General features: G+C 62.1%; 26 protein-coding genes. 18 read left to right on the top strand and 8 right to left on the bottom strand.

All coding sequences use genetic code 11. The annotated features are described in order from the left end of the window. Nucleotides 1–111 precede the first annotated feature (111 nt). The 3 genes from Hhyl2_RS14645 (at nucleotide 112) to Hhyl2_RS14635 (ending at nucleotide 3,148) form a co-directional block, all read left to right on the top strand. Nucleotides 112–1,026 carry a tyrosine-type recombinase/integrase gene (locus Hhyl2_RS14645; protein ID WP_483551510.1) on the top strand — a complete coding sequence of 305 codons (915 nt, stop codon included), beginning with the start codon at nucleotides 112–114 and terminating at the stop codon, nucleotides 1,024–1,026. Continuing rightward, nucleotides 1,023–2,135, top strand: a complete 1,113-nt coding sequence (locus tag Hhyl2_RS14640) for a tyrosine-type recombinase/integrase (RefSeq protein ID WP_483551509.1) — start codon at nucleotides 1,023–1,025, stop codon at nucleotides 2,133–2,135. Before Hhyl2_RS14645 ends, Hhyl2_RS14640 begins: the two co-directional genes overlap by 4 nt. 200 nt (nucleotides 2,136–2,335) lie before the next feature. Further along, nucleotides 2,336–3,148 (top strand): hypothetical protein, encoded by an 813-nt coding sequence (locus tag Hhyl2_RS14635; protein ID WP_483551508.1) that lies wholly within the window; start codon nucleotides 2,336–2,338, stop codon nucleotides 3,146–3,148. Nucleotides 3,149–4,167: 1,019 nt separating this feature from the next. On the opposite strand, the gene Hhyl2_RS14630 is transcribed toward Hhyl2_RS14635, so the two are convergent. After that, nucleotides 4,168–5,187: a tyrosine-type recombinase/integrase gene (locus tag Hhyl2_RS14630; protein ID WP_483551507.1), complete on the bottom strand. Its 1,020-nt coding sequence runs from the start codon at nucleotides 5,185–5,187 to the stop codon at nucleotides 4,168–4,170. A gap of 770 nt (nucleotides 5,188–5,957) precedes the next feature. Between Hhyl2_RS14630 and Hhyl2_RS14625 the strand changes: the two genes are divergently transcribed. The 3 genes from Hhyl2_RS14625 to Hhyl2_RS14615 all read left to right on the top strand — a co-directional run bounded on the left by Hhyl2_RS14625 (nucleotide 5,958) and on the right by Hhyl2_RS14615 (nucleotide 9,055). After that, nucleotides 5,958–7,916: an archaea-specific SMC-related protein gene (locus Hhyl2_RS14625; RefSeq protein WP_483551506.1), complete on the top strand. Its 1,959-nt coding sequence runs from the start codon at nucleotides 5,958–5,960 to the stop codon at nucleotides 7,914–7,916. A 42-nt stretch (nucleotides 7,917–7,958) separates the two neighbouring features. Next, nucleotides 7,959–8,576 carry a rod-determining factor RdfA gene (rdfA, locus tag Hhyl2_RS14620; protein WP_483551505.1) on the top strand — a complete coding sequence of 206 codons (618 nt, stop codon included), beginning with the start codon at nucleotides 7,959–7,961 and terminating at the stop codon, nucleotides 8,574–8,576. 149 nt (nucleotides 8,577–8,725) lie between these two features. Continuing rightward, the gene (locus Hhyl2_RS14615; protein WP_483551504.1) at nucleotides 8,726–9,055 is read left to right on the top strand and encodes a hypothetical protein; all 330 of its coding nucleotides are present in this window, start codon (nucleotides 8,726–8,728) and stop codon (nucleotides 9,053–9,055) included. A gap of 3 nt (nucleotides 9,056–9,058) precedes the next feature. On the opposite strand, the gene Hhyl2_RS14610 is transcribed toward Hhyl2_RS14615, so the two are convergent. Then, nucleotides 9,059–10,306, bottom strand: coding sequence for an outer membrane protein assembly factor BamB family protein (locus Hhyl2_RS14610; RefSeq protein WP_483551503.1), 1,248 nt, complete (start codon nucleotides 10,304–10,306; stop codon nucleotides 9,059–9,061). A 130-nt stretch (nucleotides 10,307–10,436) separates the two neighbouring features. On the opposite strand from Hhyl2_RS14610, the gene Hhyl2_RS14605 reads away from it, so the two are divergent. Next, nucleotides 10,437–10,616, top strand: a complete 180-nt coding sequence (locus Hhyl2_RS14605) for an HVO_0416 family zinc finger protein (RefSeq protein ID WP_483551502.1) — start codon at nucleotides 10,437–10,439, stop codon at nucleotides 10,614–10,616. A 202-nt stretch (nucleotides 10,617–10,818) separates the two neighbouring features. On the opposite strand, the gene Hhyl2_RS14600 is transcribed toward Hhyl2_RS14605, so the two are convergent. Continuing rightward, on the bottom strand, nucleotides 10,819–11,292 hold the full coding sequence (locus tag Hhyl2_RS14600; RefSeq protein WP_483551501.1) for a PadR family transcriptional regulator: 474 nt from the start codon (nucleotides 11,290–11,292) through the stop codon (nucleotides 10,819–10,821). A 156-nt stretch (nucleotides 11,293–11,448) separates the two neighbouring features. Here Hhyl2_RS14600 and Hhyl2_RS14595 point away from each other — a divergent pair, with 156 nt between their 5' ends. The 5 genes from Hhyl2_RS14595 (at nucleotide 11,449) to Hhyl2_RS14575 (ending at nucleotide 16,079) form a co-directional block, all read left to right on the top strand. Next, nucleotides 11,449–11,799, top strand: coding sequence for an ArsR/SmtB family transcription factor (locus tag Hhyl2_RS14595; RefSeq protein ID WP_483551500.1), 351 nt, complete (start codon nucleotides 11,449–11,451; stop codon nucleotides 11,797–11,799). 48 nt (nucleotides 11,800–11,847) lie between these two features. Then, complete coding sequence (locus Hhyl2_RS14590; RefSeq protein WP_483551499.1) at nucleotides 11,848–12,147, top strand: DUF7521 family protein; 300 nt, start codon at nucleotides 11,848–11,850, stop codon at nucleotides 12,145–12,147. Nucleotides 12,148–12,235: 88 nt separating this feature from the next. Next, nucleotides 12,236–14,077 (top strand): UvrD-helicase domain-containing protein, encoded by a 1,842-nt coding sequence (locus tag Hhyl2_RS14585; RefSeq protein ID WP_483551498.1) that lies wholly within the window; start codon nucleotides 12,236–12,238, stop codon nucleotides 14,075–14,077. A 169-nt stretch (nucleotides 14,078–14,246) separates the two neighbouring features. Then, on the top strand, nucleotides 14,247–15,227 hold the full coding sequence (locus Hhyl2_RS14580) for a hypothetical protein (RefSeq protein WP_483551497.1): 981 nt from the start codon (nucleotides 14,247–14,249) through the stop codon (nucleotides 15,225–15,227). A gap of 177 nt (nucleotides 15,228–15,404) precedes the next feature. Continuing rightward, nucleotides 15,405–16,079: an RNA ligase partner protein gene (locus tag Hhyl2_RS14575; protein ID WP_483551496.1), complete on the top strand. Its 675-nt coding sequence runs from the start codon at nucleotides 15,405–15,407 to the stop codon at nucleotides 16,077–16,079. 3 nt (nucleotides 16,080–16,082) lie between these two features. On the opposite strand, the gene Hhyl2_RS14570 is transcribed toward Hhyl2_RS14575, so the two are convergent. Beyond that, a complete protein-coding gene (locus Hhyl2_RS14570) occupies nucleotides 16,083–16,331 on the bottom strand; it encodes a DUF7533 family protein (protein WP_483551495.1) in 249 nt (82 codons plus the stop codon). A gap of 96 nt (nucleotides 16,332–16,427) precedes the next feature. Here Hhyl2_RS14570 and Hhyl2_RS14565 point away from each other — a divergent pair, with 96 nt between their 5' ends. Beyond that, entirely contained in the window at nucleotides 16,428–16,919 is a 492-nt protein-coding gene (locus Hhyl2_RS14565) for a metallophosphoesterase (RefSeq protein ID WP_483551494.1), read from the top strand. Nucleotides 16,920–17,042: 123 nt separating this feature from the next. Then, nucleotides 17,043–19,307 (top strand): alpha-amylase family glycosyl hydrolase, encoded by a 2,265-nt coding sequence (locus Hhyl2_RS14560; protein WP_483551493.1) that lies wholly within the window; start codon nucleotides 17,043–17,045, stop codon nucleotides 19,305–19,307. 29 nt (nucleotides 19,308–19,336) lie between these two features. Here the strand turns inward: Hhyl2_RS14560 and Hhyl2_RS14555 are convergent, their stop codons facing one another. Continuing rightward, on the bottom strand, nucleotides 19,337–20,401 hold the full coding sequence (locus Hhyl2_RS14555; RefSeq protein WP_483551492.1) for a type II glyceraldehyde-3-phosphate dehydrogenase: 1,065 nt from the start codon (nucleotides 20,399–20,401) through the stop codon (nucleotides 19,337–19,339). Between the two features lie 171 nt (nucleotides 20,402–20,572). On the opposite strand from Hhyl2_RS14555, the gene Hhyl2_RS14550 reads away from it, so the two are divergent. Next, a complete protein-coding gene (locus tag Hhyl2_RS14550; RefSeq protein ID WP_483551491.1) occupies nucleotides 20,573–21,526 on the top strand; it encodes an aminopeptidase in 954 nt (317 codons plus the stop codon). 4 nt (nucleotides 21,527–21,530) lie between these two features. On the opposite strand, the gene Hhyl2_RS14545 is transcribed toward Hhyl2_RS14550, so the two are convergent. Next, a complete protein-coding gene (locus Hhyl2_RS14545; protein ID WP_483551490.1) occupies nucleotides 21,531–21,950 on the bottom strand; it encodes a DUF1648 domain-containing protein in 420 nt (139 codons plus the stop codon). Nucleotides 21,951–22,128: 178 nt separating this feature from the next. On the opposite strand from Hhyl2_RS14545, the gene Hhyl2_RS14540 reads away from it, so the two are divergent. Next, a complete protein-coding gene (locus Hhyl2_RS14540) occupies nucleotides 22,129–22,782 on the top strand; it encodes an HVO_0476 family zinc finger protein (RefSeq protein ID WP_483551489.1) in 654 nt (217 codons plus the stop codon). A gap of 1 nt (nucleotide 22,783) precedes the next feature. Then, nucleotides 22,784–23,413, top strand: coding sequence for a protein-L-isoaspartate(D-aspartate) O-methyltransferase (locus Hhyl2_RS14535; protein WP_483551488.1), 630 nt, complete (start codon nucleotides 22,784–22,786; stop codon nucleotides 23,411–23,413). Here Hhyl2_RS14535 and Hhyl2_RS14530 read toward each other — a convergent pair whose 3' ends face one another. Next, nucleotides 23,414–23,911, bottom strand: coding sequence for a hypothetical protein (locus Hhyl2_RS14530; RefSeq protein WP_483551487.1), 498 nt, complete (start codon nucleotides 23,909–23,911; stop codon nucleotides 23,414–23,416). A gap of 87 nt (nucleotides 23,912–23,998) precedes the next feature. On the opposite strand from Hhyl2_RS14530, the gene Hhyl2_RS14525 reads away from it, so the two are divergent. Further along, a complete protein-coding gene (locus Hhyl2_RS14525) occupies nucleotides 23,999–24,727 on the top strand; it encodes a protein-L-isoaspartate O-methyltransferase family protein (RefSeq protein WP_483551486.1) in 729 nt (242 codons plus the stop codon). Here the strand turns inward: Hhyl2_RS14525 and Hhyl2_RS14520 are convergent. Next, nucleotides 24,724–25,167, bottom strand: coding sequence for an Ig-like domain-containing protein (locus Hhyl2_RS14520; RefSeq protein WP_483551485.1), 444 nt, complete (start codon nucleotides 25,165–25,167; stop codon nucleotides 24,724–24,726). The genes Hhyl2_RS14525 and Hhyl2_RS14520 overlap by 4 nt on opposite strands. Between the last annotated feature and the right edge of the window lie 52 nt (nucleotides 25,168–25,219).

The following is a 25,219-nucleotide window of genomic DNA, read 5'->3' as shown; positions in this document are numbered from 1 at the left end:
ACAGCAGATCCATTAAGATGGCTTAATACATCTGAGATGGTCACTCAGTGACCACTGGCCAACTTATCGTTTGTTTCTCGCAAATTATCGCCACCCGACAGGAGGAGCGGAATGACGGGTCTCGACCAGCAGCTGGGTGAGATACAACCATCGGCTCTCAAAGTCTTCGGTGGAATTTACTTGCGCACGCTCCGTTCGAAGACTCCTCCAACTACCGTCCTCTCTCATCAGAGTTCTTTAAAGAAATTCGTCACCTGGTGTTCAACTCAGAGGCCCCTGAGCGAATCGACTGAGAGGGTTCTGAGTCAGTTTATTTGGTATCTCATAGACGAACTGGAGCTTGACGTCGATACAGTTGTTGGACATGTATACTCACTATTGAGCTTCTGCTCCTGTCTTTACCAAGAGAGCCCAGCTATACTCCAAGCTCGGCTTGCCTCAGAACTTCGAGCACGTTCGTTTGACAAGCCCTCATGGGATATTCTCGTTGACGAGTTCGACCCACAACCAACTCCAGAACAACAGCGATCCGTCAACGCCCTTCTAACATATCTCCGGAAACGTCAGTATGCGACTCGAACGCATGTCTTCGTCGAGTTCGTTTACGAAACAGCGGGGAGGCCAACTCAAGTACGAGCGCTCAATCTTTCTGACATCCAATTAGATCAGCAGTTCGCTACGATCTCGATTTCCGAGAATCATGTTGTAGCCACTGCTGGTCTACACGAAGATCGAACCGCTTCCCTCTCGTCGACTCTTATCGGTCCTCTCAGGACTTACTTGGAGCATGAACACGAGACGCAACCTCAGAACGAACATCAGCCGCTGTTCACGACCGCACATGGTCGGGCGAGTGCAGGGACACTCCGTAAGGGAGTGAGATCAGCAAGCAACAACGCACAGGAGTACGCATCGTTCGACCCAGAGACGAATTGCACTGAACAGGGCACACCAGCCACGGCTGCCACGGTGGTTCCGAGCGATATCTGGCGAGTTGCACTCAATGAGGTCGTAGACTGCCAATGACGGAGGGGCTCGCTGAGTTGCTCGCAGACACCGATAATCCAGACGCAATCGCTGACCTCCTCGAGTTCGCTGCTAAGGATCGGGGATCCTCAACTCGCTCAGAATCCGAGCCCGTACTACTGCAAGAGTTGTACGAACGGTTCCTCTCACGGAGACAGAATCGAAGTCCGGCTACTCGTGCGCAGTATCGACGTACGATTCCGGACTTCATCGACTTTGCGACAGCCAACGATACCCGGACATCAGCTGAGATCACGGTTGATATTCTTGACGCGTACGTCGACAGGCTCCAGGTGAAATATGGGGGAGATGCGACGGTCCTCACCTACACGAAGAACGTCCGGAGCTGGCTTCGATGGCTCAACAAGCGCAACTACTGCTCCGAGACCATCTACCGAATCCTCGATAAGGACGAGCTCGGTCTGTCACCGGCAGCTCGTGATGAAGCACTTCCCGCAGACGAAGCTGATATACTGCTTTCCCGACTCCGTCAGCAGCGCCATGGCGCATTCTTGCACGCGCTGATTGAACTCCTCTGGAATGCTGGGCCCCGAATCGGCGGCGTCCAGTCCCTTGATCTTCGGGACTTCAATCCACGGGACAACGAAATCCGTCTTCGTCACCGACCAGCGGAGGGAACACGGTTGAAAAACGGCAGCGGTGACAGTGGCGATGGAGAACGAAATGTAGTTCTCACAGACTGCGTAGTCGACACACTCGAGACTTATATTCGCTATGAGCGGCCTGACGTTACAGATGAATACGGCAGGGAGCCGCTGTTCGCAACCCAGTATGGCCGAGCCAGTCGATCGACCCTCCGTCGGAAAGTCTACGAAGCCACGAGCTGCCGATGGCTTATCGAGCGTGAACCCGAGCGACCCTGTGATGGTGATTGTGACCCGGACTCAGGTGTCTGTCCATACTCGTACTACCCGCACGCAATTCGTCGCGGGGCAATCGTCCGTCACCTCAGTGGCGGGTTACCACCGCATATCGCAAGCGAACGCTTCGATGTGTCAGTTCAGACAATCCGAAAACACTACGACCCGCGTTCAAAACGCAGGCGGAAAGAGGACCGTTTGAACGATGTTCGAGATTCGTGGGATTGACTTGGGGCTGCGATGTCTATCTTTGCTTTGTTAAAATTAAGAAGAGCCGACACAATCAGCGTGCAAGATACAGAGGATGTAGTCAGTACGACGATTCTATTTCTTTCAGTGTTCCTTGTCGAATCAGCTACTCAGTATGTGTGCATATCGATCGTTATCTGCACTGGTCAATTGCGTCCCTATCCACTACTAACTAACAGATGGTATTAATACCTTTACCTTTGATTAAAACACGTACGAAACATGGTGAAGAGACGGTCGTTTCTAATCAGTACGGTTTTTTAGTCTCAACAGGGATTGCGGGTTGTTCAGGGGGCGAGGACGAGACTGAGGACATCCAAGATTCAGACGGTGATGGCGTAATCGATTCGGAGGATTATGCCCCCCAAGACCCTGAGGTACAGGAAAAGAGCGATCTCACCTCTGAAACCACAACCGAATCCGCGACGGCAACGCCAACACAGACAGAGATCTCGACGCCATCGCCAACACCGACGCCGACAGCAACTGCAACGCCGACGGCAACTGCAACGCCAACACCGACGCCAACAGCAACACCGACGCCCACGCCGACCCCGTCTACTGAGACGGAACAAGAGGCGCTGCAGGCCTATCAGGCAGGTGATTATGACTTCCAAAGTGTTTCAAATCTTGGAGCCGCTGCCAGTAATCACTTTAATTCGGAGAATTATCAGAGAGCAGAAGAGGACTTTCAAGAGACGCTCGAGACCTCGAGGGACGCTGTTGCACACTTCGATGAAGCAGCAACTCTCGCCGATCAAGCCGGCCATGACGAGGCAGAACGGGTCGCGGATGAGGCGTCTAAACACCTCACAGAATACTGGATCCCATGGGCGGAAAAAGGAATTGAAGCTTCTGAGGCGGCACAGGATGGCCGAACAGATGAAGCCGAGAAACATTCTAAGGAAACACAACGACTCACACAGGAGTCAGAATATGCAGAAACGGTAATACCAGAGCCAGATGAATTCAGGGATGCACTTGGCCTCTAATAGAGGGTGTCATAGAACGGTTGCCATGGTTCTCTGATATCGGCTGAAAGGCCTGTTATTGCTGCCCCTGAGTTTATGTAATATTTGCCCATTCTCAAACACCAGTTCTCAGAGAGTTACGAAGAGTTCTATGACACCCTGACATCACGCAACATTTGTTACTCAAAGTGGGTTTATTGTGTGTGAAAACTAATGTGATTGTAGTGCCATTTTTTACCCTCCAAACAGAGTCCTGCTTCCCGCCGACCGGGACGCTCTTTCAGAACGCATATAGGTGACAGAATGACCGCCAATCAGCACTATCGGTGTGAGGGGTGTCAAAGCAAGTTCACCGTAGAGGGCGACAGTGAAACGACGGTAATCTGCCCCGAGTGTGATATTGTGGCAACGCCTTGCGACGACAGTGGGGTGATTATCTTGTATCGCGTCGGGTACGCTCAGTATCGAGAGGGGCGGAGACAGCTCGGTTCCGCGATTGCTTCTCTCGAAGAAGAGCAGTGGGTCAATGCGCGGGCACTGTGCAACGGTGGGGCGGACGCGTTCGAAGAAGCGGTTGAAAAGTTCACACGGGTCGTTGACAGAGGTGGCGACCCGTCAGTGAGTGAACCAGCCGATAGTGCTAGAAAGAAAACGACGTGTTACTGGCGAGTAGCTAACTGGCTGAGTGGAACCGCTTACGCCCGCGAAAAGCGGGCACTAGACCGGGCACAGACCTACCAGCGTGAGGCGGAACAGCAACTACGGCGAGCCAGAGAATTCGGCGATCTCATTGATCCTGACACTTTTGTCTCTGAAAGCAATCCCGATTCGTCCTGAGGAATATCCCTGTAGTCGTCGGCCTACATGAAACAAAGCGAGTTGCAAGATACGCGCGGTGTATGCAGCACACCCTCTGAGAACTGTCACAAATTGAGGGTTTCAACAGGGCGGAGAATACAAGTCCACGCACGAAGCTGCTGTTAGGCGTGTGGACGTTCCATAGTTCGAGACTGAACGTCAATGATGGCGGGCGGGCTATGCTAGTTTGATTCGTCCGGGAGGTACTGGCGGCGCTGTTCGACTTTCTCCTGCTCCGTCCGCTGATCGTAGTGGCGCTCCAGTACGTTTCTGCCCACATCCATCCGATCGCTCACGACACGCTCCGGCGTGCCAGACTGGAGATGATAGGTGATCGATCCCCGCCGAATAGGATGGGGACTCAGGGCCGACGGACAACCGTACGCGTACTCGGTCGGCCGTGCGTCGCACGTCTCGATGTCACGGTCGTGCGGACACGAGTCGTCGTACACGCACGGCCGCGTGAACTGGTACGCGATAGAGCGCGCTCGGTTCCGACTGAGGCGGCCACGGCTGGTCGCAAAGAGCGGTGTCCGTCCGGCGTCGTCTGTCTTCATGGGGTGTTTGACCGAAACCCAGTCGTCCAGTATCTCACAGACTGCCTCACTCAGTGCGACCAGTCGCTCGCTCTTTTGCTTCTTTTTCAGCGAGGTATTTTCCTCCGGACGGTGAGCTAGCCTGAGCTGTTGCTTTTCGGGGTCGTAGTCATGGAGATCGATACCGACCGCCGCTCCGACCCGAAAGCCCGTGTGCCAGAGGACCGCCAGCAGGACGTGTTCGAGTGTGGCGTACTGGAACTGTTCGAGATGGGCCAGCATCTGTTCCGCCCGGTCGGCAGTGAGGAGCGCATCGCGGGCGTCTTTCGCAGTCGTGGTCGGCAGGATGATCTGTTCGTCGAGTCCAGGTTCGACGGCGTCGACAGTGGCACAGAAGCGAAGGAAGAGTCGGAGTGTGGCGAGCTGGGATTTCATCGATGCCGTCGCCAGTTCGTCTTCGTTCCGGCGCTTCACCCGGAACCGATGGATATCTCTGCCAGAGATGTCGTTCATATTGTCGATACCGTCTTCGTTGCACCACTTGATGAACTGCTTCAAGCGGTAATCGTGGGACTGGAGCGTCGCGTCCGCAAGCTCGTGGCGGCGCTCGTCCAAGTACATCTGCTTCGCTGTCGCGGGATCGAGTGGGTCGAGGTCTGTCGTCATTGTCTGGGTTCTCGAAGGCCCGACGACAGCACCCGTCGTACTCCACGGAAGCAGTGCCCGTATCGGCCGAGATTGGGTCGTTCACGGTGCCAAACGATCTGGATTTTCCCCGGCAGGGCCCATCGAACACCGCGAGCGAAGCGAGCGTGTGTGAGACGAACTGCCGGTTTGAACCCTGGAAGACACGCGCAGCGAGCAGCGCGAGCGAGTATGTCTTCCTCCGGTTCACAATCCGGCAGGACCCATTCAGTTCCTTGTCGAAGTCGAACGTGCTGGCATCTCCTCCACGTAGTTGGTATCCACTCTGAATCCGTAATGGAATCAACAATCCTCTAAAGGAACAGATACCCATCTAATCCGGAAGATCTCCGTAATTCTAGTCTAAAAAGCGATTTCGCATCTAAATCTCCGCATATAGATTTGTATTCTGTTTGTTGGTAGCTATTATGTGCATTCTGCATCTATTCTCTTAGTTAATTTACTATTTTTCCTAGATATCCCAATATCTGGGTCTATTTTTCGCCATTTTGAGTGTATGAGGAGTGTTTGAAATCCATATCTCATTCGGACCGGATGGAGACGGTCAGCAACGCTGCACCGGATGGCGAACCGATAACGGAAGTACAGGTGTTACGAGCTACGTGAAGCGCTATCGATCACCGACGATAGCCACACTACGATCCTCGTAATAATGGTACGCCTGTTAGCGGACAGCCAATATGTGGAAGGCCGTGAGAAGGATTTATATACTCTGGACCAAAGACCCTGGTATGGGAATGTCACAACAATCCTCCGAGACAGCACATTTTCGCGTCGAGAACGTCGGAGGGATCGACGAGACGACCGTCGATATCCCGCCGGGGGTGACCGTCCTCACGGGCAAGAACGCGACAAACAGGACGTCGTTCCTCCAGTCGATTATGGCCGCAATGGGGAGCAGCCAGGCGACGTTGAAAGGCGACGCGGACACCGGGCGGGTCGAGCTCTCCCTCGGTGGTGAGACATACGAGCGCACGCTGAAACGAACCGGCGGGACGGTCCAGTTCGACGGCGAAGGGTATCTCGACGACCCTGCCGTCGCGGATCTGTTCGCGTTCCTGCTGGAGACCAACGAGGCACGGCAGTCGGTCGCTCGCGGTGACGACCTGCGCGAGATCATCATGCGACCGGTGGACATCGACGAGATCAAGCAGGAGATCGCCGATCTCGAAGACCAAAAGGGAGAAATCAACGACGAACTGGCGAAGATAGAGTCGAAAAAGCGGGATCTTCCCGATCTCGAACAGGAGCGGACGCGCATACAGGAGAAAATAGCAGCAAAGAGGGACGAATTAGCGGAGAAAGAAGAAGAGATAGACGATAGTAGTCACGATATAGAGGAAAGTCGGAAAGAAAAGGAAGAATTAGAGGACAAGCTCAGCGATCTTCGGTCTACTCGCTCCAATCTGGAGTCAGTTCGTCGTAAGATAGAGACACAGCAGGAGAGTATCACATCACTCAAACAGGAACGACAGGAACTCGAATCAGAGCTGTCTGAACTCCCGGAAGCGCCGATGGGCGAGCACCAGCATCTCGACGACGAGATCGCGCGGCTCCGTGACCAGCGGCAGGCCCTGAACACGGAGATCTCGGATCTCCAGAGTCTCATCCAGTACAACGAGGAACGACTCGAAGAGGGGGACTACGGTGTCATCCAGTCGCTCGACAGCGACGACGGCCAGTCGGCCGAGGCTGTGACCGACCAACTGCTCGCCGACGACGACGAGTCGGTGGTCTGCTGGACCTGTGGGTCGACTGTCGATCGTGAACAGATCGAGGAGACGGTCACTCGGCTGCAGGATCTCCGACAGGAGAAGGTCGGGACACTCAACGACCTCAAGTCCGAGCTCGACGACCTCAAGGACCAGCAACGTGAGGCCGAGAAACAGCAGCGACGGCGCGAGGACGTCGAGCGGCAGATCGAGGATATCGAGACGGAGCTGGAGCGTCGCGAGGACCAGATCGACTCGCTCAAGGAGAACCGCGAGTCCCTCACCGAGAGCGTCGAGAGTCTGGAGACGGAGGTCGACGACCTCGAATCCGAGGACTTCGACGACATCCTCTCGCTCCACAAGGAGGCCAACCAGCTGGAGTTCGAGATCGACAGCCTCGAATCGGACCTCGACGACGTCTCTGACCAGATCGAGGAGATCGAGGAGATGTTAGAGCGGGCCGACGACCTCCGGGCCGAACGCGACGAACTGGTCGAGGAACTCACCGACAAACGCACGAAGATCGACCAGATCGAGGCCGGCGCCGTCGAGGAGTTCAACGAGCACATGGACGCCATCCTCGACATCCTGGAGTACGAGAACTTAGAACGGATCTGGATCGAACGCGTCGAACAGACGGTCCGAGAGGGCCGCCGGAAGGTCGACCGGACGGCCTTCGAACTCCATATCGTCCGGACGACCGAGAACGGCGCTGCCTACGAGGACACCATCGAGCACCTCAGTGAGAGCGAACGCGAGGTGACCGGACTGATCTTCGCGCTGGCGGGCTACCTCGTCCACGACCTCCACGAGACGGTGCCGTTCATGCTGCTGGACTCGCTGGAAGCGATCGACTCGGTCCGGATCGCCGAACTGGTCGAGTACTTCGCGGACTACGCCGAGTACCTCGTGGTCGCACTGCTCCCCGAAGACGCACAGGCACTGGACGACACGTTCAACCGCATCACATCGATCTAACGGCAGTAGTCTTATCCCACTCATCTCGCAAGGATACCTACGATGGCAGATACACCGGACGACCGGCCCTCGAGCAAGGTAGCGCGACTCATCGAGGAGTACGGCCTGGAGGGGTTGGGGGCGGATCTGGAGGCTCGCTGGACAGGCGACGGCGTCGAGCGGATGAGCCTCCGTGATCTGGCAGAGTTTTTCAACAAACGGCTGCTCGAACAGGCATTGCTCGAGGCCGGGATGAGCGCACTGGAGAGCGACGTCCGGACGACCTACGAGAACCTCACAGCCGACGACGTGAGTACCGGTGTCAGGACCGACACGCGCAACCGCCTCGAACGGAACGGGATCGACGTCGACGGAGTAGAGAACGACTTCGTCACCTACCAGGCGATCAGATCGTATCTCAAGGAGTGGCGCGGTGCCGAGTACAAGGGACTCAGCGACGCGGAGAAGATCGAGAAGGACCTCGAGAGTATCCAGCGGCTCATGACTCGGACGCTCTCGGTGACCGAAGAGCGCATCGAGAAACTCCGGGACACCGGTCGGATAGACATCGACACCTTCGAGGTGTTCCTGGACGCACAGGTGCTCTGTCAGGAGTGTGGCTCCCAGTACGCCGTCGCCGAGTTCTTCGAGCAGGGTGGCTGTACCTGCCAGCAAGAGTGACCGCCCCGGAAGCTACGCTGTGTAGTTTGACTGCATTCTCCGTCGAATGGTCGTATAACCGACGCTTCGGCGGACGTATCGTCCGGCCGCGGTGGTAGATGCCCGGCTGATGGTAATTGTTTTGAGGGGGTGGGCCCAAAATGCCGATAATGAGTGAAGAATCGGAGACAGACGAGAAGGAAGTGTCCGTATCGATGGAGATCACCGGTGACTACGAGGAGGTCATGTCGAAGCTCCAGTCTGGGGACAGCGGCCGAACGGATCTCGATCCGTTGCTCGGGGATCTGGAGATACTACTGGAGACGATCGTCCAGATGGACGGCGGGACGCGGAGTGCCATCGCCCAGCAACTCCCCGGTGAGATGGCCGTCACGTTCGACGCACAGGCGGTCGTCGATACGCTGCAGGTACTGGAGCGCTACGAACTGGTCGTCCTCGAGGGCAACACCTGGAAACCGGGCCCGAAACTCCAGGAGTAGCAGCTATCCCTGGAGTGCGTAGAGGGTCCCGTCGAGCGACGGAACCCACAGGTACCCGCCGCTGACGATCGGCGTACTGTGTTGGACCGGGGCAGCGAGCGAGTGGGTCCACTTGGTCTCGCCGGTCGCGCGGTCGAGCGCGAAGACAGTCCCGTCGTCGCCGACGAAGTAGAGCGTCTGCTCGACGAGTACCGGCGCGTTCGAGATGTTCGGCTCGACCTCGGTCTTCCAGGCTTCGAGCCCGTCCTTGAGGCCGTAGATCTCGCCGCCGTCGGTCCCGAAGAAGGTCCATTCCCCGTCGATGACCGGGTTGTGCCGGACAGCGGTTCTGGTCCCGAACTCCCAGAGGAGACGGCCGTTGGTGTTGAGCGCGAACATATTCCCGCCGCGGCTCGTCGCGTAGATAGCGCGTCCGTTCGTCGCGACACCACCGATCCCACGTCCCTCGTCGTACTCCCAGGATTCGGCCTCGGAACCGGCGAGCGCGAGGACGCTCCCGCTGTTGGTTCCGAGGTACGTGACGCCTCGAGCGCGGGCGATCGCAGTTCTGACCGGCGACGCCACGTCCTCCACGCCCGTGCGGCCACCCGAGTTCGCCAGAATCCTGAGAAAGCGGCCGCCCTTGGTCGCCGCGAGAACGTTCCCGTCGGCGACGTGTGCGGTACCGAAGCCGGCGTTCGACGAGACGCTGTATGTCCAGAAATCGTCGCCACTGGCGGTACTAAGTGCGTACATCGTCCCGGTGTCGCTGCCAGCGAAGACGAGGCCGTCTTCGATCACCGGCGTAGCGTGGACCGGCCCGTCGGTCCCGGTCTTCCAGACCCTGTCGCCAGAGATGGCGTCGATAGCGTGGATTGCACCGTCGTCGTCGCTACTCTTGGTGCTGCCGGCCCCGACGAACAGCGTGCCGTCGACCAGTCCCAGCGATCCCTGTGTCGGCGTCCCGAGGTCGTACGTCCAGACCGTCGAGGGCGACCCCGAGAGCCCAGTCGCGTCCGGGTGGACACCGCGGTTGCCGGCCGAGTAGTGGTATGTCGGCCAGTCGGCGTCCACCGATGGCGCCGGTGTCGCCGTCTCCGTCGCGGTCGCTGTTGGCTCGGCCGTCACGGTCGCCGTCGACTCGACCGTCGCGGTCGCCGTCTCCGTATCTGTCGGTTCCTCGTCACCACTATCCCCCCCACAGCCGGCCAGTCCCACGGCCGCCGTCGAGACGGCGGTCAGGAACGTCCGGCGTCGAAGCATCTCGCGCATCGGCTAATTCACGACCAGTGTCCATAATATAACTGTTGAAATCTATGACGTAACTTGTGCTGCGCCGTCACAGGCGAAACTTTCCGGGTTCCGATAGACCTATATGGTGGTGTGGTATAGCATATCACGTATGGCGTCCGCACCGAGCAGCGACGATATGTTTGACCAGTTCCTCTCCCAGCGGGGCCACGACGTCGAGACGGCCAACTGGGAGGAGAGCTACAACAAGAAACAGTGTCCGGACTGTGGCGGTCTCCACGAATCAGCGGCGACAGAGTGCTCGGTGTGCGGGTGGACACCCGTAAACTGACGGGAATCGAGTCGTTCTGGACAACACCACCGCGTCCTTTTCCGATCGGCCGACCGCGTAGCCGTCGCTGTCGGCCGGGCCACGGTGTCTCGTGAGGACAGCACGTAGACGAGCGCTATCGCTCGACTATGAAAGAGCGTGGGTCGAACCCGGCGACCGGGGTCAGGAGTCGCCGGGCCGACCTCGGGGAGAGAGCGTTGGATTAGACCGCGTCGAGTGACGCGTGGAGGAACAGTCCGATCGCGAGATGTTGATACATCGCGTCCTCGATCTTCGACTCCGCAGATTCGGTGTCGTCGATCGAGTACTGCTTGGTCTGCACCAGCTCGTGCATCTGGAGTTGGCCGTTGGCCTCGAGGTCGTGCAGACGCGGATACACCGTCCCCGGACTCAGGTCCGCACCGAAGAGCCGCGAGAGTTCCTCCATGAGTCCGGTGCCGTGTGTCTCGTCGTCGGCCAGCGCGATCAGCGCGATCAGGATCTCATCCAGGCTCTGGGTCACGATCCCGTCGTCGACGGTGAGTTCACCGTCGGCGACGTCGTCGATGACCGAAGTCAACAGTGGTTCCGGAATCGCTGCACTGTCGGCACCACTGTCGATTCTCGGGCGGTCCGTCCCGCCGAGAGGGGTCAGTTGCTCGTCGGGTGTCTCGCCCATCGTCTTGTCCGTCGTCATGCGACGGAGGTTTTCTCCGGACATCGTCTCACCTGAACGGGATCCGCACCTGCGGCTACCACCCCCAGTTCCATATATATCTGGCAGTGTTTTCTGAGCGTGAAGTGACCCCGGCGCTCGGAAACCCTTTTACTGTCCGGGGAGAATTGCAAGGTAGTGCCGGAAGACAAGAGCATCGAGGAGATTCTCGACACTATCGGCGACCAGCACGCTCGCCGCGTGCTGGCCGCAATCAGTCGGGAGCCACAGTCGGCCAAGGAACTCGCCGAGGAGTGTGACCTCTCGCTACCGACGGTGTACCGCCGCATCGAGATGCTCGACGAGTACGACCTGATAAAGGACCAGACGCTCGTCGCAGAGGACGGCAACCACTACAAGGTGTACCAGTCGAACTTCGAGTCGACCGTCATCTCACTCGAGGACGAGGAGTACAAAGTGCGCATCTACCGGGAGGAGAACCTCCCCGATCGGTTCAGCCAGCTCTGGGACGAACTCAACCCCGAATGACTCGGGGGCGAATGTTTACCACCACGGTGGGCAAACAGGGGTGACAAGATGGCCGACGGTGTCGCAATCGCGAGGGGAGTGCTCGTCCTGATGCGGATGGTGGTGTTCGGACTGACGCTGGGGATCACTCTCATCAGTTTCCAGGCGTACCGGAAGCGACCGTCCGAGCGGCTCCAGTACGCGTTCGTCGGGTTCGCGTTCATCAGTATGGGCGTCGCCGTCTCCAGTGTCATCACCCAACTGGGCGCGGGCGGCGTCGACCCCATGATCCGGGTGTTCTTCCAGATGGCCGAGACGGTGCCGTTCATCATCGGCTTCGCGATGCTGTACGTCTCGCTGTACCGCTGATCACCGTCCGGAAGTACGCTTCACCCCTGCTCTGCCCCCGCTCCCGAAAGCACGTCGTTTATCCGTACGCGCCCCTATTATCGGTGCAATGACTGAACCGACCACCGAGGTCGTCCGCTTGTTCGGTGGGCCCGGCAGCGGGAAGACGACGGCCCTCCTCGACCGTGTCGACGAGCTGCTGGAAGACGACGACGTCGATTTCCGTGACGTACTCGTTGTATCCTACACGCGTGCGGCGGCGGCAGAGGTCCGCGAGCGACTGGCAGAACGGCTCGACGTGACACCGCGGGCACTCCGGGGCAACGTCTGTACGATGCACGCGAAGGCCTACGAACTGCTGAACCTCTCTCGTGGCGACGTCGTCGGCGAGGACGACAAAGAGGAGTTCTGCGAACAGTTCGGCCTCGACTACGAGGACGAGTACGAGGGGTCCCGGCGGCGGTCGGCCCGCTCGACGACGCTGGGGAACAAGATCATCGCGACGAGCCAGTGGCTCCAGCGGACCCGGCGTGACGTGGCCGACTGGTACGACGTCCCGTTCAAGTGGGACGAGGAGGAGGTCCGTCTCCCACCCGAGATCGACGACAACGCCCAGACGGGCAACAAGTACACGCCGACGTGGCCGACCGACGACGACCGGGTCGACGTCCCCGAGGCCATCCGCGGCTGGCGCACCTACAAGGGCGACAACGACGTCATCGGCTTCGCGGACATGCTCGAACGGGTCGCCCAGCGCTCGCTACTTCCCAACGTCGACTACCTCATCATCGACGAGTTCCAGGACATCACGACACTGCAGTACGATGTCTACCAGGAGTGGAAGCCCCACATGAAGCGGGTGCTGATCGCCGGCGACGACGACCAGGTCGTCTACGCCTGGCAGGGTGCCGACCCCGACCTGCTCCTCGAAGAGAACGTCACGGAAGACGAGATCCTCCCCAACTCCTACCGGCTCCCCTCCCGGATCCTCAACGTTGTCAACCGCGAGGTCCGCCACATCGAGAAGCGCCAGGAGAAGGATCTCAACCCGCGCAAGGAGGGCGGCCGCGTCGAGGCGGTCCCCAATCCCTCGATGTTCGACCTGGCTCGCAACGTCAAGGCCACCGTCACCGAGTCCGACGATACCGTGATGGTCCTGTTCCGGGCGCGCTACCAGATGTTCCAGTTCATCGACGAGTTCATCGACGAGGGGATCCCCTTCTCCTGTCTGACCGACCAGCGGATGTGGACCGACCGGCTGACACAGTACGTCCGCGGGGTCGAGGCCGTCGAGAACGACGAGCACCTCTCGGTACTGGAGGCCCGCCGACTGGCCGACATGCTGGCCGACTCGGCATTCGGCACGGGCGAGCGTGACGACTTCTTCGACGAACTGGAGGAGATCGAAGAGAACCACGTCAAGGACGACATCGCCGAGATCGAAATCGCACCGGATGTCGTCACGGATCACGTGCCGTTCGTCCCGGACGCCGCCTCGGCTGGCGACATGCTCCGGAAGGTGACCAACTTCCAGGAACGGACTGTCGACGCCTACTTCACAGGCGACTACCGTGGGATGGACGCCGACCGGGTGCGTGTCGGGACGATCCACTCCGCGAAGGGTCGCGAGGCCGACCACGTCTTCGTCGCCACCGATCTCACCGAGAAGGTCGTCGAGCAGATGGCAGCGACCGTCGAACAGAAGGGCATCGACGTCCCCGAGGTCGACGAGTTCACCAAACACACCAGCCCTGTTCCGACGCTGACCGACAACGAACGGCGTGTCTTCTACGTCGGGATGTCACGGGCGCGTGAACGCCTGGTCCTCCTGGAGAACCTCGTCGACGGTGCGCCGACGCTGCCCATCGACGTCCTGCTGGAGAACGAACCCAGCGAGCGCTCCATCGAGGAACTGCTCGACGAGGCCAGCGAGCCGCTCGCGGCCGATTGATCGGCCGCCACTCGGTATACGAGTAAGAACACCCTACGGTGAACAGAATACTGCGCTGCCCGCGGTAGGCAGCATAATATTATGCCCTTCGGCGGGACGGTTGCAGGTACATGAGACAGCGTCCGACGAGCCGTGAGCCCCGGGATATCTGTGTGGCGATGCTACACTTTTGCAGGAGGCCAGAGCAGCTGCTGGATCACAGGTGTCTGCATCAGCGATGAACATCACGTACAGCGAGAAGTATGGCTCGATGAGCGGGGGGCCACCGTTCACTGAAGCCCTGGTGATCGAACCGGACGGGGACGACTCGTTCACCTTCGGGCCGGCCACGGGTCTCCGCGTGACGAAGACGACGACTGGTCAGCAGATGACTCTCAGACCAGGAGACAACGAGACGACGCAACCGGTCACCCGTATCTATATCGATCCCGCAGCGATCAGACCGGAGCTGGGGGCCGATTCGACGCCGAATATTTTCGTCTCGAATCCGAATACCGTCGCGAGCGACGAGATAGACATCCAGATCACGGGAGACAGCGGCGTCTTCGCAGGTGCTACGTTCGCTCCATATACCGTCGAACTACTGGACACAGATGGGACAGTAATCACAGCTACCGAGCCGAAAGTGCATGGAGTGGGCTACGACTTTGCGAGTCCCCCACGGGACGAGAGCAAGTCCATGGAAGTCAATTCGACAGCTGTGGCCGTTCCTCGTGATCCAGGTGTTCAGGAGGATTGGTACGTCCAGGTGGAACAGAGCGACGAGGACGGGAACTACTGGGTGCGGGAGATAGACAATTCACCCGACCAGGACTACTTCTTCATCTCTCTCGTCGACACTCCACTCGATGTCGACAGGCGGTTCCGAATCAGTATCTACGAGGACGAGAGCGACGGGTTTGGGGACGTAATCGTCGAGCTACGCTACCTGAACGTGGCGGATGCCCGATCGGTTACCGGGCCACTAGGCACAGTTTCGAGACCGGACGGCGTCGACACCAGCCGGTATGATCTGAACGCTGATGGTGAGGTGGGCGCAAGCGACGTCCAGCGAGTGATCGCGCTGTTCAACGCTGGGGGGCATATCGATGGGCAGCGAGTGACTGCAACAGACGCACAGATCGCGATCGCTGCATACAACCGCACCTGAAAGGGATTATCGTCGCAGTCCAGAGATTGCTCCCGTGAGATCGAATTCCGACACCGGACCGGAGGGCTCGATTCCTCCGGTCGGCTACGATACTCCCGATGAGAGATCGTCGTCCGATCGGCGATACGGTGCCTGTGGCCCCAGAGAGCCTTTGGTCGTCGACGCTGTATCCGACGCATGGCTGATCGTCCGCTCAAACAACGGTTCGTGCTCGACACGTCGCTGTTTCTCACGACAGAGATACGGGGACCGGACGAGGACCTCGAGACGGCGTGTCGAGACCTACTGGAACTGATCGCGGCGGCGAAACAGATCCACAACATCTCCTGTTACATGCCGCCATCGATCAAGGACGAACTGACGACGATGCTCGAAGACCGGTCGATCAGCGACGAGGTGCTGACGAAACTGGACACGTGGGTCATCACGAAGTCGCCGGCCCACTACGAGGTGATGATCCCGGCCGAACTCGTCTACACCTTCATCGACGAGATGTCAGAGCGGGTCGACCGTGGGCTGCGCGTCTCCGAGAAGGCCGTCCGCAAGGCCGAAGAGTCACGCGCGGAGACCATCGACGAACACGATCACATGACCCAGGTCGATCAGGTCATCTCGGACCTGCGTGACGAGTACCGACAGACACTCCGGCAGGGGGTGCTGGACTCCCGTGAGGACTTCGACCTGCTCATCCTGGCTCGCGAACTCGACGCCGGCGTCGTCACAGAGGACACGGGGATCATCAACTGGGCGGAGGACTTCGGACTGCGGTATCTCAAAGGCCGGAACTTCCCGTCACTGCTCGAAGAGTATCTCGCGGCCGACGACCCGGACCGCTGGCGCGACGAGTCCTAAGCGCTACTCGTCTTCGTCGGGGTCCTCGGTCTTGGCGACGGCCCCGACGGTCTTCTCGGCGGCCATCGCCGGCACGTCGGTCGGAGTCACGAGGTACCGCTCGATGGCGATCATCCCGGCGGCGATCGCCAGGAAGCCGACGCCGGCGACGACCTCGCCCCGAAGGAGGTGTTCGGCACCGAACAGCGCGACCGGGATGGCGAAGACGACGACGGTCAGCAGGCCGATCGTGTCGAGGATCCCCTGTGCCATTGGGCGGGGTTGGCGCCAGCGGGATAAAAGCTCCCTGGGATGGCGATCGACCGTGCGGGGAGTACGTTCTTGTCGTCGGGGACGAAACGGGTGGGCATGCACGTCGGCATCGTCTCCGATACACACGACAACCTGGACGCGGTCGAGACCGCAGTCGAGAGCTTCAACGAGGTGGGCGTCGACGCGGTCGTCCACTGTGGCGACTTCGTCGCGCCGTTCTCGGTGACGCCCTTCGATGGTGACTGGACGTTCTACGCCGCGCGGGGCAACAACGACGGCGAGTGGGCCGTCCAGTCGACCGTCGAGGAGTTCGGGACGTACCTCGGAGAGATGGGCGAGGTGAACCTCGACGGGAACGAGGTCGCCGTCTACCACGGAACCAGCGGTGCCATCGTCGACGCGCTGGTCGAGTGTGGCAACTACGACTACGTCTTCCACGGTCACACCCACGAGCGCGGGACCGAGGAGTACGAGGGGACGGTGCGTGTCAACCCCGGCGGCATCTCGATCCCGCCGGCCCCCGAAGCGTTCTCCGTAGCCACGCTAGACACCGCGAGCGGCGACCTGACCGTCCACGAACTCGGGTAGCCGGCGCGTTCATCAGGGTTATGAGGAGCGCCACGGACCAGCAAGTATGACCACGATCGAGCGCGACGGGAGAATCCGTCGTGGAGCGACGAGCCAGCGGGCGGTATCGACGGGAGCGTGACGATGCGACGGCCCGATACAGACCTCTCCGAGGAGACGCTCTCGGACCTCGATTCGACCGACGCCCTGGTCGACCTGCTGGTCGAGCGCTACGCCGACCATCCCGACGCCGATCGACTGCAGGCGCGTATCCGGACCCAGGTGCCGCGGCTCTGGACAGCCTTCCAGTCCGTCTACGGCGACGGTGCCACACAGCGCGCGTGGGCGATCGAAGCCGTCGACGCGGCCGTCGAGGGGTTCACCGACCGCCGCGAGCCCCTGCGGGAACTCGACCGCGAGCGGGCGGGGACCGACGACTGGTTCCAGGGCTCGGAACAGCTGGGCTACATGTGCTACGTCGACCAGTTCGCGGGCTCGCTGTCGAGCGTCCGCGAGAGGATCCCCTATCTGGAAGAACTGGGCGTGACCTATCTCCACCTGATGCCGCTGCTGGAGCCACGCGACCCACCCAACGACGGCGGCTACGCCGTCGAGGACTACCGGAGCGTCGACCCGCGACTCGGGTCGATCGAGGAGCTACGCGACCTCGCCGCGGATCTCCACGACGCCGGCATCGTGCTGGCACTGGACTTCGTGATGAACCACACCGCCCGCGAACACGAGTGGGCCGAGGCCGCACGAGCGGGCGAGGAGCGCTTCGAGGCGTTCTATCTCACCTACGAGGACCGGACGCTCCCGGACCAGTACGAGGAGACGGTCCCGGAGGTGTTCCCCGACTTCGCGCCGGGCAACTTCACCTACGTCGACGCGATGGACCGGTGGGTCTGGACGAGTTTCTACGACTTCCAGTGGGACCTGGACTACGGCAATCCGGACGTCTTCGTCCAGATGTTCCGTGAGTTGCTGTTCATCACGAACCTCGGGACCGACGTGTTGCGCCTAGACGCCGTCCCCTTCCTCTGGAAAGAACTCGGGACGAACTGCCGGAACGCGGACGAGGCCCACGCTATCCTGCGGGCGTATCGGGCGCTGCTCCGTATCGCCGCGCCGGGCGTGCTGTTCAAGTCCGAAGCCATCGTCGCACCGGAGGAGACGGTCAAATATCTCGGTACGGGCGGCCACGAGGGCGAGGAGTGTGACCTGGCGTACAACGCGCCGCTGATGGCCCACCTCTGGCACGCGCTGGCCAGCGAGAACACACAACTGTTGAATCAGACGCTGACCGGCCTGCCCGAACCGCCCGACGCGGCGGCCTGGATCAACTACGTCCGGTGTCACGACGACATCGGGTGGGGCCTGGCCGACGAGGACGTCCGCGCGGTCGGGCAGGACCCGGTCGACACGCGGCGCTTCTGTGCGGACTACTACGCCGGCGACCACCCCGAGAGCGACGCCGAGGGATACCGGTTCCAGGTCGAGGAGGCCACCGGCGAAGCCCGCACCTCGGGGACGCTGTCGGCGCTGACCGGCCTCCAGAACGCCCGCGTGGAGGGTGACGAGGACGACGTCGACCGGGCGCTCCGGAAGGCGTTGCTGTTGCACAACGCCGTCTTCGCGATGGCGGGGCTGCCCCTGCTGTACAGCGGCTCGGAGATCGGCCAGTCCAACGACTTCTCGTACCTGCGGGACCCCCACAAGGCCGACGACAATCGCTGGGTCCACCGCCCCGAGATGGACTGGGAGAGCGCGAGCCGTCGCCACGAGGACGGTACCGTCGAGCAGCGCCTCTTCGACGGCATCAGCCGACTCGCCGAGACCAGAGCGGATCTGGACGTGTTACACCGGCGGGCCGACGAGCGCGTGATCGAGAGCCGCAACGACAGCGTGTTCGTCGTCGAGCGTACCCGAAACGGTGAGCGGCTGCTGGCGGTCTCGAACTTCGCCGGCGAGCCACAGGCGGTCTCCATCGAGGACCTGCCCGGCGCGTGGGCGAGCGGTCGCTACACCGACGTACTCGACGACGAACGATTGCTGTTCCCGGACGGTCGGCTCCTGCTGGGCCCGTACGACTACCGGTGGCTCCAGCCGGCCCCGGACGCGACACCCGGCGAGCCGGTAGCGACGACCGTCGAGGTCGACGTCGAGACCGAGTGGGGCGAACAGCTGGTCGTCACCGGCGACCACGACGCGCTGGGGAACTGGGACGTCGAGGCGGCCGTCCCGCTGTCGGCCACCGACTACCCGACCTGGACCGGCGAACTGGCCCTCCCGGCAGGCGTCGCCGTCGAGTTCGAGTGGCTCAAGAAACGTGACGGCGAGCCAGTCGCCTGGTCGGGCCACCGCTACGGGACGGTCGCCGGGTCGGACACGGTCTGGCGGTTGGAGTAAGCGGACGCGGACCAGAACGAACGACCGTCTCAGTCGTCGGCGGTCCGCCGGGCGGTACTGCCCTCGTGCTGGACGAGGCCGCGGCCGATCCCCAGGGCCTCGTCGGTCCGGCGGATGCTGCGTGCGGCGTCGGGTGTACGTTCCGAGAGCGCCCGGATGGCGTCGATATTCTCGGGGACCACGTCGGCCTCCTGGTGGATGGCCTGGAAGAGGTAGAGGTCGTTGTCCTCGACGGTGACCGACTCGGCCCAGATACAGTTCTCCCAGACGTCACCGCGCGGTCGGCCGGCGTCACGGGTGTACTCTTTGAGTTTGCCGGCGCCGTCGATACCCAGCGTCTCGGGGATGAGGAACAGGCGCCGCTCGTCGGCCAGCAGGTCCCGGACCTCCGCTGCCGAGGGATCCGATTCGAGCGTGACGTTGACGCTGTGGGTGTGCATCTGGGTCGTCGGGACCTTCATCCCCATCGTGTCGATGTCGACGTCGGGGAAGACAGTCTGGACGTCGGGGCCGTGGTGGGAGGGGATCTCGACGGGGTCGGGAAGCGTGTCGTTGATCGGGCCGCGACTGGTCTGACCGGGGTCGCCGCCGCGGCGGACCAAGGTCACGCGGGCCTTCTCGATGCCGTAGCGCTCCCGGAGCGGAGCAAAGAGCCGTGAGAGCCCGGTCGTGTTACACGAGACCACGCGAGCGGTGTCGGCACCGAGTGCCGCCTCGTAGTTGGCGCGGGCGTTGAAGCTCATCTCGGCCACGTCGGGGTCCTCGCCGCCCTGGAAGATGGCCGGCGTGTCGTGTTCCTCGTAGATAGCGGCGTTCTCGGCACCGACGCCACCAGGGGTGGTGTCCACGACGACGTCGCTCGCGGCGACGAGGTCGTGTACCGTCCCCTCGGTGTGGAGGCCGGCGGCGTCGAACGGCGTCCGGCCGTCCTCACTCGCCGCGTAGAGGTCGTAACCACGGTCGTGTGCGATAGTCGCCTCGAAGTTCGGAGAGCGTTTCGAGACACCGGCGACGGTCATATCGGGCTGGGCACGCACCGCGTCGGCGACTCGCTTGCCGATCGTACCAAAGCCGTTGATGCCCACGTGGAGCATGTCTGGTGATTCTCGGGAGGGGGAGATATTCTTTGCGGTTAATAATAATAGAAATTAACTCGGATCGTTGTACTATCGGACACTGTTACCACCCCACACGGGCCGGCGGCGGCCAGTCGTCAGATTCCCGCGCGCACCAAGAGTTAATCCCCTCCCGGCCGACCCGTCGGTATGGACAACTCCTCGCTCAGACGGCCGGCCGAGACCGCCGTCAAGCAGTGTATGAATCTCAGACCACGGGAATCCTGTGCGGTCGTCACCGACGACAAACGCAAGGCTATCGGGGAAGCCCTCTACCGTGTCGCGGCCGAAATCTCGGAGGATACCGTCTTCGTCCGCTATCCGCCGGGCGACCAGCACGGCGAGGAACCGCCTGCCCCGGTCGCCGGCGCGATGCGGAGCGCGGACGTGGTGCTGGCGCCCACGACCAAGAGCCTGAGCCACACCGAGGCCCGCAGCGAGGCCAACGCCGCCGGCGCGCGGGTGGCGACGCTGCCGGGCATCACCGAGGGTGTGTTCCTGATGGGGTTAGACGCCGACTACGACGCCATCCAGGACCACTGCCAGGACGTCCTCGCGCAGGTCCGGGACGCCAGCGAGATCCGGGTCACCTCCCCCCAGGGGACCGACATCACGTTCGGCGTCGGGACACGCGAGTGGCAGCTCGACACCGGCATCGTCCACGAACCCGGCGAGATGTCGAACCTCCCGGCCGGGGAAGTGTTCCTCTCGCCCGAGACCGCCGACGGCACCTTCGTCGTCGACGGGACGATGCGCCCCCACGGGAAACTCGACGGGAAACTGCTCACCTTCGAGGTCGAGGACGGCTACGTCACGGATCTGGACGATCCCGACATCCGTGAAGAACTGGAGACGGCCGCCGAGGAGGTCGGCCAAGACGCTTACAACCTCGCGGAACTGGGCATCGGGACCAACGTCGCCGTCACGGAACTGGTCGGCTCTGTCCTGCTGGACGAGAAGGCCGGCGGGACCGTCCACATCGCCGTCGGCGACGACCACGCCATCGGCGGCGACACGCACGCACCGATCCACCTGGACGGCATCCTCACCGAACCGACGGTGTACGCTGACGGCGAGGCGATCGACCTGCCCCAGGCCGAGTGACCGGTCAGGTCAGCGAGATGCCTTCGCGAGCGAAGACGTAGCCACACAGCGACACGGCCCACACGAAGGTGCCGACCAGCACGTAGTCCATCGAGACGGCGTAGCCGGCGTTCCAGGCCAGGACGAGCACGTGGAGCGCGCCCATGAACCCCATCGTCGCGAGAGTGACGACCGTCGGGACACGGGGATCGGTCGGCGGGTCGAGACGCAAGCGCCACTTCATGAACAGGAGCGTCGCGAGCATGAGCGCCGGGAGCAACGCGATGCCGACGGCCTTCGGGACGTAGTTGTCGGGTGTTCCGGACGCGGAGAAGTGGATCGCCACCTCCGCAGGGAGTCGCGGCCAGAGAACCACTCCCAGCAGCGCAGTCAGGAAGATGATGCCGACGGTAAGCGCGTCGGCGGGGGACCGATGTCGGAACATCGAATTTAATTCCCATCACCACTGTGGAAATTTTTTCGGTTCGAGCGGTCGTGAGCACGCCGACCACACGACCCGAAGCGCCACCCGGTCGTCGGTCGAGCAGCCAGACCGTGCGAGCGGGGCCCACGAGCCCCTGCGTGCCGACGACCATTTACGCCCGGCCCGTCAACGCCGAGGTATGACTACCGCATCACCCGGCGAACGGATCGGACTCCCCTGTCCCGCCTGTTCACCGGATCTGGAGACGGTCCACGAGATCCTGAAAGGCGGTGGGCAGGTCACCGTCCGCTGTACGGAGTGTGACCACGTCCACAAGGAACAGCTCCCCGAGGAGACGACCGTCCCCCGTGACGTCGTCGTCTCCCAGGACGGCGAGTCGTTCACCGCACAGGTCGACGTCCCCGAGGACGAACAGCTCGCCGTCGGCGAGGAGTTTCTCTTAGAGACCGAGGAAGCCGTCATGACCGCCCGGATCACGAGCCTGGAGACCGACGAGGGCCGCGAGGAGGAGTCGCCGGCCACCGACATCGAGACCATCTGGTCGCGCGCCGTCGGGAACGTCGCCGTCAACGTCACGATGCACCCGAAAGACGGGCGCCACGACGAGACAGAGAGCTTCAAGCTCCAGGTCCCCGGCGACTACGAGTTCCGTGTCGGCGAGACCGAATCGTTCGGCGACGAGGAGTTTACCGTCGAAGGCATCCACATCCGCGACGACGCCCACGGCTACGACTTCGACAAGCTGGACTACGAGGGCGACAGCGCCGTCGCGAAGGACATCAACCGGCTGTACGTGCGCGACGAGTCGACGACTGCCTGGTCGGCCTGGTAGGATGAGCGACCCGGCCCGCGACCGCGCGGCGCTGGTCGACCGCCTCCGGCGCCAGGAACGACTCGACGACGAGCAGGTTCTCGCTGCACTCGAAACGGTCCCCAGACACGAGTTCGTCCCGGAAGGCCGTCGCCACCGCGCCTACGCCGACAGCCCGCTCCCCATCGGCGAGGGCCAGACCATCTCCGCACCGCACATGGTCGCGATCATGGCGACGCTGCTTGACCTCCGGCCCGGAGACCGTGTGCTGGAGATCGGGACCGGCTGTGGATACCACGCCGCCGTTACCGCCGAACTGGTCGGGGCCAAGCACGTCTACAGCGTCGAGTACCACGAGTCACTGGCCCGGTCTGCGCGTGAGCGGTTGGCGGCGACCGGCTACGGCGACGTCTCCGTGCGCGCTGGCGACGGCAAACGGGGCTGGGCCGACCACGCCCCCTACGACCGGGTGTACCTGACGTGTGCCGCCCCAGAGCTCCCGCGGCCGGTCGTCGAGCAGACCCGCCCGGGCGGGCTGTTACTCGCACCGATCGGGAACCGCCGGCAACGTCTCGTTCGCGCCCGCCGGCGTGCCGACGGCTCGCTCGACCGGGAGACCCACGGCGGTGTCCGGTTCGTCCCCCTGCAGTAGTCACCCGAGGAGCAACCGACGGACGCCGACTTCCGCACCGACGAGCACCGTCAGGACGACGACCAGCACCGGGCCAAAGAAGATCGTATACAGCCCGAGCGGGTCGGTCTCGCCACGAACCAGCAGGAACGTGTAGACGACGAGGTTCGCCACGATAGCAGTCGCGAGCAGCGGCACCACGGCGCCGTATCGGACGTAGCCGTAGACCGGGACGGCGACCTGTGCACCGAGGACCACGACACTACCGAGGACGAGGAGGGCAGCCGCCCCCGGTCGCTCGGCCAGTCCACTGGGAAACGTGTCGGTCAGCAGTCGCGCACCGAACCAGCAACACAGGCAGCCGCCAGCGTAGACGGTCCCGCTGCCGAGCGCGAACTGTGCCGGCGGCCACCGGTCACCGAGGACGAACGGGACTGCGAGGACGAGCGCCGACGCGACGAGTGAGAGTCCTCTGGTTAGCACCTCACTGCCAAGTGCCGGGTCCGCGGTGCCGGGCATGCCCGTCCGTTCGGCCCACTGTGAGGTTACTCTTGTCCCAGTGGCCGGGGCCGCGTCATTCATATAGCTCCACGCGAACCCACAGATATGGACACCGCGGTGCTGCGGGACGACATGGTCGACAGCCTCCAACACGACAGCAAGGGTGTCGTCCAGAGCGCGTGGCTGTCGACGGCGATGCGGGCTGTCCCGCGCGAGGCGTTCGTCCCCGAGGAGCAGGCCTATTCCGACCGGCCGTTCGAGGTCATGGGGACCCGCGTGCTCTCGCCCAGCACCGCTGCCCGCCTGCTGGAGGCGCTCGCTCCAGACACCGACGACGACGTCCTCGTCGTCGGCGCCGGCATCGGCTACACCGCTGCGGTGCTGGCCGAGCACGTCGGCGCCGCGAACGTGCAAGCGGTCGACATCACCCGGCGACTGGTCATCGAGGCGCGGTCGAACCTCCGGACGGCGGGCTACGACGCCGTACTCGTCGACCGCCGGAACGGCGCCGACGGCCTCCCGGAGTACGCCCCCTACGACCGGATCCTCCTCGAAGCGGCCGCAGTGAGGCCACCACGCGCGCTGGTCGAGCAACTCGCCCCCGACGGGAAACTCGTGATGCCGCTGGGCGCCGGCGAGCAGACGCTGGCGACCGTCGACGCGGACGGCGAGAGCGAACGGCTCGGTAGCGTCGCGTTCCGCCCGATGCTCGTCGAGGGCGAACAGGCCGACACCGTCGAGCGCAACCGCACCCAGCGGGAGGACCGCGAGCGGGCCCGGAAGGCCGCCGAGACCCGTCCTGGCTGGGAACACGAATGGATCGACTGGGACTAGGACCGGACTACCAGCAGATCCGTGTTGGCCCGGTTGTCCTGATAGCTGCTTCCTGCGGGCGGTTTCACGTCGAATACCACCGTCCCCTCGTCCTGGTTCGGCCCGAGCGACGGCGACAGAGACAGTGACGCCACCCCGCTCGCGTTCGTCTGTGCGGTCTGGACCGACGAGAGGGTCGCCGTCCCGCTCTTGGCGACGACCGTCGCGTTGGCGACCGGCGACCCCTCGGGGTCGACGACCGTCACCGAGACGGTGTTGCTCCCGGGCGTCGTGACCTCCGGCGCCGGCTGGACGTCGACCTCGGTCACCTGAAGCGTCTCGATGCCGGAGATCGTACTCATCATGACGCTCATACAGGCGACGCCGACGACCAGCGCGATGACCAGTCGGATCGGCAATCCTTCGATACCACGTTCGTCCTGCCACAGGGCTTCGAACATGGGCCGGCCTGGTCCCGGATTGGTACTTGAACCCTGGCACGAAGGTTCAAGA

It is taken from the genome of Haloarcula sp. H-hyl2 (genome assembly GCF_056934385.1).
Note: the sequence above shows the minus strand (reverse complement) of the source record. Positions and strands in the feature narration are given on the sequence as shown.